The organism is Kitasatospora arboriphila (assembly GCF_039528095.1).
Classification (GTDB): domain Bacteria; phylum Actinomycetota; class Actinomycetes; order Streptomycetales; family Streptomycetaceae; genus Kitasatospora; species Kitasatospora arboriphila.
Genome location: NZ_BAAALD010000008.1, coordinates 96,159 through 109,216, shown reverse-complemented (window position 1 = coordinate 109,216; position 13,058 = coordinate 96,159). Strand labels below are relative to the sequence as shown.

15 protein-coding genes are annotated in these 13,058 nt (G+C 75.4%); 9 read left to right on the top strand and 6 right to left on the bottom strand.

Features of this window, described 5'->3' with window-relative positions; translation table 11 throughout:
* The first annotated feature begins 73 nt into the window (after nucleotides 1-73).
* The 5 genes from folP (at nucleotide 74) to ABD353_RS06825 (ending at nucleotide 3,338) form a co-directional block, all read left to right on the top strand.
* Nucleotides 74-928, top strand: coding sequence for a dihydropteroate synthase (gene folP, locus ABD353_RS06845; protein ID WP_344622568.1), 855 nt, complete (start codon nucleotides 74-76; stop codon nucleotides 926-928).
* A gap of 73 nt (nucleotides 929-1,001) precedes the next feature.
* Nucleotides 1,002-1,478, top strand: coding sequence for a nuclear transport factor 2 family protein (locus ABD353_RS06840; RefSeq protein WP_344622615.1), 477 nt, complete (start codon nucleotides 1,002-1,004; stop codon nucleotides 1,476-1,478).
* Between the two features lie 207 nt (nucleotides 1,479-1,685).
* Nucleotides 1,686-2,045: a dihydroneopterin aldolase gene (folB, locus tag ABD353_RS06835; RefSeq protein WP_344622614.1), complete on the top strand. Its 360-nt coding sequence runs from the start codon at nucleotides 1,686-1,688 to the stop codon at nucleotides 2,043-2,045.
* Nucleotides 2,046-2,085: 40 nt separating this feature from the next.
* Entirely contained in the window at nucleotides 2,086-2,685 is a 600-nt protein-coding gene (folK, locus tag ABD353_RS06830; RefSeq protein ID WP_344622567.1) for a 2-amino-4-hydroxy-6-hydroxymethyldihydropteridine diphosphokinase, read from the top strand.
* Nucleotides 2,686-2,843: 158 nt separating this feature from the next.
* Nucleotides 2,844-3,338, top strand: coding sequence for a DUF3180 domain-containing protein (locus ABD353_RS06825; protein WP_344622566.1), 495 nt, complete (start codon nucleotides 2,844-2,846; stop codon nucleotides 3,336-3,338).
* A 45-nt stretch (nucleotides 3,339-3,383) separates the two neighbouring features.
* Here ABD353_RS06825 and ABD353_RS06820 read toward each other — a convergent pair whose 3' ends face one another.
* Nucleotides 3,384-4,940: an alpha/beta hydrolase gene (locus ABD353_RS06820; protein WP_344622565.1), complete on the bottom strand. Its 1,557-nt coding sequence runs from the start codon at nucleotides 4,938-4,940 to the stop codon at nucleotides 3,384-3,386.
* A gap of 1 nt (nucleotide 4,941) precedes the next feature.
* A complete protein-coding gene (locus tag ABD353_RS06815; protein ID WP_344622564.1) occupies nucleotides 4,942-5,211 on the bottom strand; it encodes a hypothetical protein in 270 nt (89 codons plus the stop codon).
* Nucleotides 5,212-5,390: 179 nt separating this feature from the next.
* On the opposite strand from ABD353_RS06815, the gene ABD353_RS06810 reads away from it, so the two are divergent.
* Nucleotides 5,391-6,494: a hypothetical protein gene (locus ABD353_RS06810; protein ID WP_344622563.1), complete on the top strand. Its 1,104-nt coding sequence runs from the start codon at nucleotides 5,391-5,393 to the stop codon at nucleotides 6,492-6,494.
* A gap of 121 nt (nucleotides 6,495-6,615) precedes the next feature.
* Here the strand turns inward: ABD353_RS06810 and ABD353_RS06805 are convergent, their stop codons facing one another.
* Entirely contained in the window at nucleotides 6,616-7,191 is a 576-nt protein-coding gene (locus tag ABD353_RS06805) for a TerD family protein (protein WP_030268801.1), read from the bottom strand.
* A gap of 138 nt (nucleotides 7,192-7,329) precedes the next feature.
* Complete coding sequence (locus ABD353_RS06800) at nucleotides 7,330-7,818, bottom strand: hypothetical protein (protein ID WP_344622562.1); 489 nt, start codon at nucleotides 7,816-7,818, stop codon at nucleotides 7,330-7,332.
* A 262-nt stretch (nucleotides 7,819-8,080) separates the two neighbouring features.
* On the opposite strand from ABD353_RS06800, the gene arfB reads away from it, so the two are divergent.
* Nucleotides 8,081-8,515, top strand: a complete 435-nt coding sequence (gene arfB, locus ABD353_RS06795; protein WP_344622561.1) for an alternative ribosome rescue aminoacyl-tRNA hydrolase ArfB — start codon at nucleotides 8,081-8,083, stop codon at nucleotides 8,513-8,515.
* Nucleotides 8,516-8,555: 40 nt separating this feature from the next.
* Here arfB and ABD353_RS06790 read toward each other — a convergent pair whose 3' ends face one another.
* Nucleotides 8,556-9,083, bottom strand: coding sequence for a flavin reductase family protein (locus ABD353_RS06790; protein WP_344622560.1), 528 nt, complete (start codon nucleotides 9,081-9,083; stop codon nucleotides 8,556-8,558).
* Nucleotides 9,084-9,363: 280 nt separating this feature from the next.
* Between ABD353_RS06790 and ABD353_RS06785 the strand changes: the two genes are divergently transcribed.
* Together ABD353_RS06785 and ABD353_RS06780 are read left to right on the top strand one after the other, a co-directional pair.
* Nucleotides 9,364-11,160: a GGDEF domain-containing protein gene (locus ABD353_RS06785; RefSeq protein WP_344622559.1), complete on the top strand. Its 1,797-nt coding sequence runs from the start codon at nucleotides 9,364-9,366 to the stop codon at nucleotides 11,158-11,160.
* A gap of 92 nt (nucleotides 11,161-11,252) precedes the next feature.
* Nucleotides 11,253-12,167, top strand: a complete 915-nt coding sequence (locus ABD353_RS06780; RefSeq protein ID WP_344622558.1) for a hypothetical protein — start codon at nucleotides 11,253-11,255, stop codon at nucleotides 12,165-12,167.
* Here ABD353_RS06780 and ABD353_RS06775 read toward each other — a convergent pair.
* Nucleotides 12,145-13,008: a class II fructose-bisphosphate aldolase gene (locus tag ABD353_RS06775; protein ID WP_344622557.1), complete on the bottom strand. Its 864-nt coding sequence runs from the start codon at nucleotides 13,006-13,008 to the stop codon at nucleotides 12,145-12,147. The genes ABD353_RS06780 and ABD353_RS06775 overlap by 23 nt on opposite strands.
* Nucleotides 13,009-13,058: the final 50 nt, after the last annotated feature.

Here is a 13,058-nt window from a genome sequence, read left to right as displayed (position 1 = left end):
CCGGACCCCGGTGCCCGCCGCGGGCGCGTTCCGGCGGCCCGATCCGGCCGCCGGGTGGCTCGATAATGGCCCCATGGACAACCTGCCCGGCCTCCCGACCCTCGACCGCTGCGCCGTGATGGGGGTGGTGAACGTCACCCCCGACTCCTTCTCCGACGGCGGCCTGTGGCTCGATCCGGCCGCGGCGGTGGCGCACGGCCTGCGGCTCACCGCCCAGGGCGCCGACCTGATCGACGTCGGCGGCGAGTCCACCCGGCCCGGCGCCCAGCGGGTCACCGAGGAGGAGGAGCTGCGCCGGGTCGTCCCCGTCGTCCGCGAGCTCGCCGCCGCCGGCGCGGTCGTCTCGGTGGACACCATGCGGGCGAACGTCGCCGCCGCCGCGGTGGAGGCCGGCGCCCGGCTGGTCAACGACGTCTCCGGCGGCCTCGCCGACCCCGGGATGGCCGAGGTGGTCGCCGCCACCGGCGCGCCCTTCGTGGTGATGCACTGGCGCGGCCAGTCCGCCGACATGGACTCCCTCGCCGTCTACGACGACGTGGTCGCCGACGTCACCGCCGAACTCACCGCCCGGGTGGCCGCCCTGCTGGCCGCCGGCGTCAAGGAGGAGCAGCTCGTCCTCGACCCCGGCCTCGGCTTCGCCAAGACCTCCGAGCACAACTGGGCCCTGCTCGGCCGGCTCGACGCGCTGACCGCGCTCGGCCGCCCCGTGCTCGTCGCCGCTTCGCGCAAGCGCTTCCTGGGTACGCTGCTCGCCAACCCGGAAACCGGGGAGCTGCGCCCGGCGAGGCAGCGGGACGACGCCACCGCGGCGGTCTCCGTGCTCTCCGCCCGGGCCGGCGCCTGGGCCGTCCGGGTGCACGACGTGGCCGGCACGGCGGACGCCGTACGAGTGGTCGCGGCCTGGCAGCAGGCCGCCCGAAGGGGGTAGGCGTGGCAGGAGCCCGGCAGGAGACACAGTGCGGGACGACGACGAGGCCGGCCCGCCGATCGGAGGCGGCACGATGAGCGGCGACCGGGCGGCGGCCCTGGAAGTGGACCGCGAGGCCGTCCTGGCGGCGAACCAGGCGCTCTACGAAGCACTGGAGAACGGCGACCTGGAGGCCGTCGAGGCCATCTGGCTGGGCGCCGGGGACGCCGACGACAAGACCGGCGTGGTCTGCGTCCACCCGGGCTGGCCGGTGCTGCGCGGGCGGGCCCAGGTCACCCGCTCGTACATGCTGATCATGGCCAACACCGAGTACATCCAGTTCTTCCTGACCGACGTCGAGTGCGAGGTGCAGGGCGATGTGGCCCTCGTCACCTGCACCGAGAACATCCTCTCCGGCGGCGAGGCCGAGGAGGAGGGCGAACTCGGCCCGCTGGTCGGCGGCAAGGTCGTCTCCACCAACCTCTTCCGCCGCACCCAGGACGGCTGGCGGATCTGGTCGCACCACGGCTCACCCGTTCTGACCAGCGGAGACGACGAGGACGAGGACTGACCCCGCAGGAGGGCCCCGCAGCGTCGCCGGAACGGCACGAAACGTTCACGTCAATCGCCGATCCGGCGCGCGTGGCGCCCCGCCCTGCCGGGTAGACGGTCTGGACCGCGGGCACCCGGAGGTAGATTCGAGGGACGGCGGGCGACGGTGCCCGCCTTCGCCCTGTCCTCGGTCGGGGCCGTCTTCCTGGGAGCAGTGATTCGTTTGCTGGACCGCGTCACCCTGCGGGGCCTGCGTGCCCGCGGCCACCACGGCGTCTTCGAACGGGAGCGCCTCGAGGGCCAGACCTTCGTCGTCGACCTCGTGCTCTTCCTGGACACCCGGCCGGCCGCGGCGGGCGACGACCTCACCAAGACCGCCCACTACGGCGTGATCGCCGAGGAGGTCACCGCGGTGATCGCCGGCGACCCCGTCGACCTGATCGAGACGCTCGCCCAGCGCATCGCGGACCAGTGCCTCAAGCACGAGCCCGTCCAGGAGGTCGAGGTCACCGTGCACAAGCCGGACGCCCCGATCACCGTCCCGTTCGACGACGTGACCGTCACCATCCACCGGGGCCGCGCATGACGTGCCGGCTGCCCCGCCCCCGAGCCGCAGAGGGAACCCGATGAGCACCAGTGACCCGACCGCCTCGCCGACCACGTTCGACCTGGAGCGCCGGGTGGACAGTGCCGACTCCACCCTGCAGACCGTCCGCCACGCCGCGATCGCCCTCGGCGCCAACCTCGGCAACCGCCTGGAGACCCTCCAGGGAGCCGTCGACGCCCTCGCCGACACCCCGGGCATCAAGGTGACCGCGGTCTCCGGAGTGTTCGAGACGGACGCCGTCGGCGGCCCCGCCGACCAGCCGTCCTACTTCAACGCCGTGGTGCTGCTGCGCACCACGCTGCCCGCCGAGTCGCTGCTGGAGCGCGGCAACGCCGTCGAGGACGCGTTCGGGCGGGTCCGCGAGGTCCGCTGGGGCCCGCGCACCCTCGACGTCGACATCCTCGCCGTGGAGGGCGTCCTCAGCGACGACCCGCACCTGCTGCTGCCGCACCCGCGCGCCCACGAGCGCGCCTTCGTGCTCGCCCCCTGGCTGGACGCCGACCCCACGGCCGAGGTACCCGGCCGCGGCCAGGTCGCCGACCTCCTGAAGGAGCTCGGCGGCGAGGACGCCCAGGGCGTCCGCCGCCGCGCCGACCTGCAGCTGCGCCTGCCGGAGTAGGACCGCCGCACGGCCCGGCGGGCGGGAACTTCCCCGCCCGCCGGGCCGTCCGTACAGGTGGCGCGCGACGGCCCGGTACGGTGGGCACGCACCGCCGCACCGCGACGGTCCGTCAGGGACAGCAGTCCGTCGCCTCCGCCGGGAAGGACATCGTCCGCGTGAAGCCGCTCCGTCTGCGCCTGCTGCTCGGCATCACCGCCGTGGCGGGGGTGCTCTCCTGGTCCGGGGCCAAACTCTGGGGGTCGCTGGGCAGCCTGCCCGGTGTCCCGGCCGCGGCACCGCTGGTGCTCGCGGCGGTCGCCGTGGTGCTGCTCGCCACCGCGATCTCGCTGCGCTCCCGGCTGAAGGCGGTCCGCGAGCGGCAGCCGGACGCCAAGGGCGTGGACCCGCTGCACGCCGCCCGGGCCCTGGTGCTCGCGCAGGCCAGCGCACTGGTCTCCGCGGTGGTCACCGGCATCTACGCCGGCACCGGGGTCTACCTGCTGGAGCAGCTCGACATCGCCGCCCGCAAGTCGCAGGCGGTCACCGCCGGCTTCGCCGTCCTGGCCGGCGCCGCCGTGATGGCCGCCGCGCTCTGGCTGCAGCACATCCTCCGGCTGCCCGAGGACCACGACAACGGCCGGCGCCACCCGGCCGAGCCCTCCCCGCGCTGACCCGCCCCTTCCGGGGTCCGGCCGTTCCGGACTCCGGCGCGGGGTTCAGCGCGGCGGCACCGCGGTGGTCTCCGCGCCCCGCCCGGCGACCACCCGGCCGATGTTCTCCAGCGAGGCGGACGGCCCGTCCGGTGCCGCGTCGAAGTACGCGGAGTGGCTGGCGAACGGGTGCTCGGGATCGCCCGGTGCCACCTCGAAGCGGTGCGCACCGAAGCCGGCGTCCGCCGGGTCCCGGCCGAACCACAGCTCGTCCGGGCCGGCCGCCTGCCCGAGCGCCGCCGCGGCCGGGCCGCCCAGCAGCATCCCGCCGGCCACCCCGGAACCGGCCGGCAGCCGTCCCACCGGATCGTGCTCGGCCACCCCGACGTACACGTGGCCGGCGCCCACCCTCAGCCGGTCCGCCCGGTCCACCCCGGCCCCGGGACTGCCCACCAGCACCACGTCGTCCATCCCGGTGCCGTCCTGCCGGGCGGCGAGCCCGACGACCAGCGAACCGTAGCTGTGCCCGACCGCGGTGACGTGCGCCGGCTCCCCCGGCCGGGCCGCCCGCAGCCCGCCCAGGAAGCGGTTCAGGTCGGCCGCGCCGGCCTTCGCCCGGGCGTCGCCCGCGACCTCGGCGGAGCGCAGGCTCAGCCCCTCGTTCGGCGGGGCGTCGTAGCCCAGCCACACCATCGCCGCCGTCGTCCGGCCGCCCCCGCAGCGGGCCGCCGCGGTGCGGATCCGCTCCGCCCGCTCGGCGTCCCCGCGACCCGCGGCGGCCAGCTCGGTGCCGAAGCCCGGCACGTACACCGCCACGTCGTCCGCGGTGTCCGGGTCGCCGTACCCGAGGACGGCCCGGCCCTGGCCCTGTGCACCGAGCGCGAGCAGCAGCAGGTCGCCGCCCGCCGGATCGCCCTCGGCCAGCCGGGCGGCGACCGCCCGCAGGCCCTCCCGCAGCGGGCCGGGCAGCACGTCCGGGTGCTCCAGCAGCCGGGACAGCTGCAGCCGGTTGGCACGGTCCCGGTCGCGGGCGGGCAGCCCGTCCAGGGCACCGACCAGGTCCGGTCGACCCTCCGTCAGGGCCGCACGGGCGCCCGGCGCCAGAGCGCGCCACCAGGCGGCGACCTCGCCGGGGCCGGCGCCGGGCGGCGGCAGCAGCGCCCGCAGCGCGGCGTTCAGCGGCTCCCGCGGGTCGGACAGCCGGCCGAGGCCCGCCACCGCCGCGGCCGGCGTCAGCGCCCGGCCGTCCCGGGCCGCCGCGGCCAGTGCCGTCAGCCGCTCGGCGCCGGCGGTGACCGCACTCACCGCCGCCGCGACCGCACCCGCGGGATCGCCCGGCATCGCCGCCTGCGCCACCGCGAAGGCCTCCGCCGCCTGACGCAGCGTCTCCTGGACGAGCGTCAGCTCCACCCAGGCCGCCTGCAGTCGGCCGGTGGCCCGGTCGACCGCGGCACCCGCCAGCTCGGCGGCCCGGCCCTGCCAGCCGGAGCCGTGCACCCCGCCCGCGGTCTGCCGGGCCCACGCCTGGTGGTGCCCCTCCAGCGCGGCGGCCAGGGCGCCGTACGCGGTCGCGGCGGCGGGCAGTTCGGCCGGCCGGGCGGCGGCCAGCGCGGCGGCGTCCACCTCAGCCCGCCGGGGTGAGGCTGCGGCGGACGGACTCGTCGGCGGCGGTGTAGCCGTCGGCCGTCCGCACCAGATCGGCGCCGATCGTGCCGAGGTCGTCCGCCAGCCGCTCGAACAGCCGGTGCCACGCATCGGCGCAGTCCCGCAGCGCGGCGGCCGTCCGCCAGCCCGGCAGCGCCGCGGCCGCCGCGTCGGCCGGACCGAGCACCGCACGGGCATCGGCGCGCAGCTGCTCCGCGGTCCGCCGGGCGGCCTGCCCGGCCGCGGTCAACTCGCCTGGGTGCACACGGAAACCGGGGGACACGGGCACCTCGCTCAACGGTCGGAATGACGCCCGCCATGGTAACGGCACGTGATTGCCCAAGAGCGCCGAGTATTTCCGACGGGCTGTCAAGAGCCGAATGAGTGGCGAGGCTGACAGGGCCCCGATTCGCACGCTAGTTTCTTGGCATGTCTCGTGGACGCCACCGTCATTCCTCCGTCCTCGGCCGCTACGCGCCACCTGTCGCCATCGGTGTGCTCGTGCTCGCCGCCGTGGCCGCGTTGGTGGCCACACCGGATCCGGTGGTGGCGCGTTCCGTCGGCGTCGCCGCCGTGGTCGCGGCCGTCGGACTCGGCCTCCTGCTGCGCCAGCGCGACCGTGCGGCCCGGGCCGCCCTGCAGCTCGCCGCGACCAGGCGGCTGCGCCTGGAGGAGCGGTTCGAGGAGCAGCTCGCCGAGGCCGAGTACGCGGCCGAGGTCGCCGAGGAGCGGGCCACCCGCTTCGGCCGCCGGCTGACCGCCGAGAAGTCCCGGCTCGCCAAGGCCGAGACCGAGATCGCCCGCCTGCTGCGCGAGCGCGCCGTCGCGGTCGCCGAGCAGGCCATGCGCGAGGCCGAGGCCGCCAAGCGCGCCCTGGAGGCCGCCCGCCCCAAGCACCCGGCCAGCCCGGCCGCGTACGTGCGGGCCGCCGCCGCGCTGCGCCACCTGGAGCGCGTCGGCAACGAGGCGGAGGCGCGCCGCCGCGAGGGCGAGGCACGGGCCCAGCTGGAGCTCCGGCCGCGGATGCCCGAGCCGGTGCCCGTCGCCCGCCCGAAGGCCCGGGAGACCGCCCCGGCGGCCGTCGTGCCGGCCCCCGAGCCGGCTGCCGACCGGCCGCTCACCGCACCGCCCGCGCTGCGTCCCCGCACCGGCACCGTCGTGCCCGCCGCCCGCGTCCGGGCGGCCGGGCGGGGCCCCGGATTCAGCTTCTTCGGCCGGCCCGCCACCGCCGCGGCACTGCGGGCCGCCGCCCCGGCGCCCGCCGTCGGCGACCTGGCCGACCTGGCCGACCTGGCCGACGTGGTCGGCGACGAGGCCCTGGCCGAGAGCGTCCGCTACGCGGCCCCCGCGGCGCAGGCCCTCCCCGTGGAGCAGGCGCCTTCGGCCGAGCAGGCCCCTCCGGTGGAGCCGGCCCGGACGGAGCCGGCCCCGCTGGCGGACGCCGAGCACGGCCGCCCCGAGGTGGTCGACCTGACGCCGCACGAGGACACCGAGATGCTGCAGCTCCCCGAGCTGCGCGCCGGGCGCTCCTGACGGCGGACGCAGGCACCGGCACGAACGCAGAACGGGCGATGCCCGGGAATCCGCTGGGATTCCCGGGCATCGCCCGTTCGTGGCGTGCCGGAGGTTGACGGACCGGCAGGCTGCCGGTGCGTCAGACGTTGACGCCGAAGTCCTGCGCGATGCCGACCAGGCCCGAGGCGTAGCCCTGGCCGATGGCGCGGAACTTCCACTCGGCGCCGTTGCGGTAGAGCTCGCCGAAGATCATGGCGGTCTCGGTGGCGGCGTCCTCCGACAGGTCGTAGCGGGCGATCTCGGCGCCGCCGGCCTGGTTGAGCACGCGGATGTAGGCGTTGCGGACCTGGCCGAAGCTCTGGCCGCGGCTGACCGCGTCGTAGATCGAGACCGGGAAGGTGATCCGGGTGACGTCGGCCGGCAGGGCGGCCAGGTTGACGTTGATCTGCTCGTCGTCGCCGGCGCCCTCGCCCGTCCGGTTGTCACCGGTGTGGACGACCGTGTTGTCCGGGGTGGCGGTGTTGTTGAAGAAGACGAAGTGACGGTCGGAGTACACCTTGCCGTCGTTGTTCAGCACGATCGCGCTGGCGTCGAGGTCGAACTCCGCGCCGGTGGTGGTGCGGACGTCCCAACCGAGGCCGACGGTGATGGCGGCCAGGCCGGGGGCCTCCTTGGTCAGCGAGACGTTGCCACCCTTGGAGAGGCTCACGGGCATGGTGTGTGTGTCCCTTCGGTCGCTTTTGTTCGGAAGAACGCTGTTCGCGGGGGCCATGGTTCCAGGCCCGGCCGAATTTCTCGTACGAACCGTCGCTCAGCGGCGTGCCGCGGGCGCGCGGGGCCGGCGGAGCGCCGGTCAGATCCGGGGGAAGCGGCCCTGCACCGACCAGATGTTCGGATTGTCGGCCAGGCCCTCGTGCAGGTCCGTCAGATCGGCCAGCACGTCCTGCAGGAAGTCGCGGGCCTCGCGACGGAAGTCCGCGTGGCGCACCACCAGCGGCTCGGCGTCCCGCAGCCAGGTCGCGGTGACCTCCACCCAGCCGAACCGGCGGGCGAACCGCAGCAGCTCGGTGTTCTGGGTGAAGTCGAGGTCGGCGGTCTGCACGGCGGCGGAGCGGCTGCCCTGCGGGTCCTCGTCCAGCTGCTCGGCGATGTCGCACAGCGCCCAGGCGAAGTCCAGCACCGGCACCCAGCCCCAGCGGGTCTCCACGGCCTCGCCGTCCACCTCCAGGTAGACGTCGCCGCAGAACAGGTCGTACCGCAGGCTCCGGACGGGGGCCTGCCGGTAGTCGGTCTGCGGCGGGTCGGGGAAGCGGTTGGACAGGGAGTACCCGAGCTCGATCACGCCTCATTCTCGCAGGAACGGGCAGTACCCCCGGAGGGCGGCGACCTCGGGGGCAGCCGCCAGGGGCGCGGGGAACTGCGCGATTCGGATGCGGCTCACGGGGCGTACCGGGGCTCGGCCGGATCAGGTCGTGCAGCCACCCCGGGACTGCGCAGTTCTCCCACAGCCTTCGGCCGGGAGGTGCCCCCGCGCGCCCCGAAGTCGTTTCGCTCCGTGCGGTTAACCGGGTGACCTCGGGGCGGTGGGGCGGGATGATGGACGCATGTCCGAGCCCATCCGCGTACGGGGGTCGGTGGTCGTCCCCGACGCCGAGCTCGTCTGGCGCTTCTCGCGTTCCTCCGGCCCCGGCGGCCAGCACGTGAACACCTCCGACACCCAGGTCGAGCTGCGCTACGACCTGGCGGCGTCGGCCGCCCTGCCCCCGGTGTGGAAGGAGCGCGCCCTGGAGCGCCTCGCCCACCGCCTGGTGGACGGCCGGGTGCTGGTCGTGCGGGCCTCCGAGCACCGTTCGCAGTGGCGCAACCGGGAGACCGCCGCCGCGCGGCTGGCCGCGCTGCTCGGCGAGGCGACCGCGCCGCCGCCGAAGGCGCGCCGGGCGACCCGGCCGAGCCGCGGCATGGTCGAGCGCCGGCTGGAGAACAAGCGGCACCGCGCGCAGCTGAAGCAGGGCAGGTCCCGGGTCCGGCCGGCGGACTGACGCCGCGTCGGGCCGCGGGCCGGCGGGCGGCGGCGGTGGTTCAGGCGAGCTTGCGGTAGTCGCCGCGGAAGTACAGCAGCGGCTTGGCGCCGGGCTGCTGCACCCGGGCCTCCAGCACCCGGCCGATCACCAGGACGTGGTCGCCCGCGGTCACCCGCTGCTCGGTGCGGCACTCCACGGTCGCCAGTGCGCCCTCGATCAGCGGGGCGCCGCTGTGCTCCCCGCGGCGGTGCGGGGTGTCGGCGAAGAGCAGCCGGTCGCTGAGCCGGCCCTTCATGGCGAACCGGGAGGCGGCGGTGCGCTGCTCCTCGGCGAGCAGGGAGACGGCCCAGGTCTCGGCGCGGGTGAGCACGTCGTCCATCCGGGAGTCCTCGCGGACCGAGATCAGCACCAGCGGCGGCTCCAGCGACACCGACAGGAACGAGGTCGCCGTCATGCCCGCGTCCTCGCCGTCCTCCGGGTCGTTGGCGGTCACCAAGGCGACGCCCGAGGCGAGCTGCGAGAGGGCGGCCCGGAACTCGTCGGGGCCGGCCGTACGGATGGGCGAGGGTTGCGAGGAGGTGTGCACGTACCGCACGGTAGTCCGCGCCCGCGCGGAGCGGAATCGGGCCCTGGTCGTAGGACCGGGGGCCGGTACGGGCCGCCCTGTCGCGGTCCGTTGTCCGGGTTCGTCATGGTTTGCGGCTGCCCGGAGCGGAGTGGACACGGGCAAGTGGTGTGATTTGAGTCACAAGTGACGGCCTATTGCTGACCGAGCGTGCCTATCGCTGTGCTCGCTGTGATTCAGTTCTTCTGGCAATCGGACGATAACCATCACCGCCAATCCGAAGCAGCCGGGGAGCCCCCGCATGGAAGCCGAGTCGGAGCCCTACGTCCGCCTCGCGACCCTCCGCACCTTGCACCGGGTCGTGGCGGACCTCAACGCTGCCCGCAGCCTGGCCGGCACGCTGCAGGCCGTGGTGGAGGGGGCCGTGCACGGGCTCGGGTTCGACGCGGCCGCGGTGAGCCTCGTCCGGCCCGACGGCGACCTGGTGGTGGCGGCGGTCTGGGAGGTCGAGGAGAGCGGGGTGGGCGGCCCGGCGGTGCTGCTCGGCCAGGTCGGCTCCCGGGAGTCCTGGGACCGCATGCTCGGCGTCAGCGACCACTGGGGCACGCTGCGCTTCCTGCCGTACGACCGGGGCTGGGCGATCGGCACCGACGTGCCGACCTGGACGGGCGACGGCCCGCTGCCGGTCTACGCCAACGACTGGCACCCCCGCGACTTCCTCTTCGCGCCGATGTACAGCGCCGGCGGCGACCTGCTCGGGGTGCTCTCGGTCGACCGGCCGCGCAGCGGCAAGCGGCCCGGCGCCTGGACGCGCGAGGCCCTGGAGATGTTCTCCCTGCAGGCTTCCATCGCGATCGGCAACGCCAGGCTGCGCGCCGAGATGCAGCGCGCGCTCGCCCGACTGGAGAAGGAGCAGCAGGCACTGCGGGCCAGCGAGGAGAGCTTCCGTCAGGCCTTCGAGTACGCGCCCAGCGGGATGGCCATCACCGAGCTGCACGGCGCCGCGCGCGGCCAGCTCACCCGGGTCAACGACGCGCTGTGTCGGCTGCTCGGCCGCCCCCGGGCGACGCTGCGCCGGCAGAGCTTCGCCGACCTCGTCCACCCGGAGGACCTCGCCCTGCTGCAGCGCACCAGTGCCGAGGGCGGCCGCGCCGAGCTGCGGCTCTCCCGCCGGGACGGCGGCTACCAGTGGGTCTGCCTGCGCAACTCGGTGGTGGCGGACGCAGGCGAGGGCCCGAGCTTCCTGCTGACCCACGTCGAGGACATCGAGGACCGCAAGCGCCACGAGCTGCAGCTGGCCCACCGGGCCAGCCACGACGCGCTGACCGGCCTGCCGAACGGCGCCGAGCTGCGCACCCGCCTCGGCCGCCGGCTGTGCAGCCTGCCGCCCGCCGCGGCCGCCGGGCACGGTCCGGCCTTCGCCCACCCCGAGTTCTCCTACAGCGCGCACACCGCCTACGACGGCCCCGGCGGCCCGACCGCCCTGGCGCACGGCTACGGCACCTCGGACCCGGCCTTCGACCGCGACCTGGAGGCCTTCGCCGCGGGCGAGGTGCTCAGCCGCTTCGACCACGACCCGGCGCACGTGCACACCGCGGTGCCCGCGGAGCAGTCGGACGGCCCGGAGCCGTGGAACGCGGGGCACGGGGCGCACCGGGCGCCGGGCGCGCCGGACAAGGGCCTGGCGGTGCTCTTCTGCGACCTGGACGGCTTCAAGTCCATCAACGACCGGTTCGGCCACAACGCGGGCGACGCGGTGCTGATCGAGGTGGCGCGGCGGCTGCAGCAGGCCGTCCGCGAGGGGGACACCGTCGCCCGGCTCGGCGGCGACGAGTTCGTGGTGCTGGCCGACGGCATCGGCCGCGAGGAGGCGAAGGACCTCGCCGGCCGGCTGCGGAACGCGATCATCCCGCCGATGCGGATCGACAACCGGGCGATGCGGGTCGGTGTCAGCCTCGGCATCGGCTGGGCGGGCTGCGGCATGTCGATCGAAGAGGTGCTGCACGCCGCCGACGAGCGGATGTACGACGAGAAGCGGGCGCGTGGAGGTTCGGTGAGGGGAACGCGGGGGGAGCGTTCCCACCGTCGCGCCGGTTAGCACATCCCTTGATCGGCTTTCCCCGCGGTGGGCCCCGGCAGGTAGGGTGCCGCTGGTACGAGCGTCCATCATCTGCCCGGGGAGTGTGCACCGTGACCACGGACGGCAGCAACGGCGCGCCCGAGGGCGCGGGCGACGACGACCCGTTCGCCTACCTCTACCGCCCGGCCGACGGCTCCGCCGCGCCCGCCCAGCCGCGCAGCTCGTACAGCCGACCGATGGAGGTCGGCCGCGCGCAGTACGGCCAGCAGGCGGCGGCCCGCCCCCAGCAGCCCTACCCGCCGCAGCCGTCGTTCGGCCAGGCCTCGCAGACCACGCCGCTGCCGCCGCAGCAGAGCCGGTACGCCGAGCGCTCCCGCCCGCAGCCGGGCGAGGACCGGCAGGGCTCGGGCCGCGGCAAGGGCGCGGTGATCGGTGCGGTGGCCGTGATCGCCGCCGTGGCGATCGGCGTGGGCATCGCGCTCTCCACCGGTGACCCGGGCAAGAAGGACAAGGCCGCGCCGAACCCGACGGCGGCCTCCGCGCAGGCCTCGACGGGTGCCCCGGCCTCGCCCACCGCGTCGGCGAGCCCGACGCCGGACGGCAAGCCGGTCGCCGACGCGTCCAAGCTGCAGGCGCAGAACGCCCCGGCGGCGAGCAGCGTGAAGGGTGCGATCTCCGCCGACGGCAGCTATCTGGCGCTGCAGGGCGGCTCGACGGTGACCTGGACGGTGACCGCCCAGCAGGCCGGCCAGACCAAGTTCTGGCTGCACTTCAACAACACCGGCTCGGACACGCCCGCGCAGGTCACCGTCAACGGCAAGGACCACCCCGGCGGAGTGACCTTCAAGAACTACTCCAAGGGCAATTCGGACGCGAACCGTGCCTGGTACAGCACCAACATATGGCCGCAGCTGGTGGCCGGGACGAACACCCTGACGGTGACCCTCCCGGCCGGCAGCGGCAGCATCCTGCTCGACCAGGTCGCGCTGACGGACATGTCGGTCAGCGAATACCCGAAGAACTGACGACGGCGGCGAGGCGGGCGACCGCGGCGGCGGCCGCCGCGCGCCCGTCCGCGAGGTAGCGGCGCGGGTCGGTGACCCGCCCGTCCGCGGCGAGGTGCTCGCGGACGGCCCGGGTGAAGACGGTGTTGAGCGCCGTCCCGATGTTGATCTTCACCAGGCCGGCGGCGATGCCCGCGGACAGCTCCCCGTCGGGGACCCCGGAGCTGCCGTGCAGCACCAGCGGCACCGGGACGGCCGCGGCCAGGCGGCCGATCAGCGCGTGGTCCAGGACGGCGGTGCGGGTGGTCATCGCGTGCGAGCTGCCGACCGCGACGGCCAGCGCGTCCACCCCGGTGTCCTCGACGTAGCGGGCGGCCTCCGCCGGGTCCGTCCGGGCGCCCGGGTCGTGCGGGGAGAGCGGCGGCTCGCCCTCCTTGCCGCCGATCCGGCCGAGCTCGGCCTCCAGGTGCAGCCCGTGCCGGTGCGCCCAGGAGACGGCCTCGGCGGTCGACTTGACGTTGTCGTCGTGCGGCAGCCGGGAGGCGTCGTACATGGCGGAGGAGAAGCCGGCCGCCGGTGCGGCGTGCAGCAGGTCGAGGTCCTCGACGTGGTCGAGGTGGAGCGAGAGCGGCACCCCGGCGGACGCGGCGATCTCGGCGCAGGCGCGCGCCAGCGGCAGCACCCGGCCGCCGTGGTGGCGGACGGCGTTCTGACTGATCTGCAGCACCGCGGCGGTACCGGCGCGTTCGGCGCCCTCGGCGACGGCCTGGGCGTGCTCCAGGCTGATCACGTTGAAGGCGGGCAGGCCGCGGCGGTCGGCCGCCGCCTGGGCGAGCAGGTCGGCGGTGGCGGCAATGGGCATGGGTGTCCCCCAGGGGGTGAGTGACGGGACGCAGTGCCGCCACTCACCCC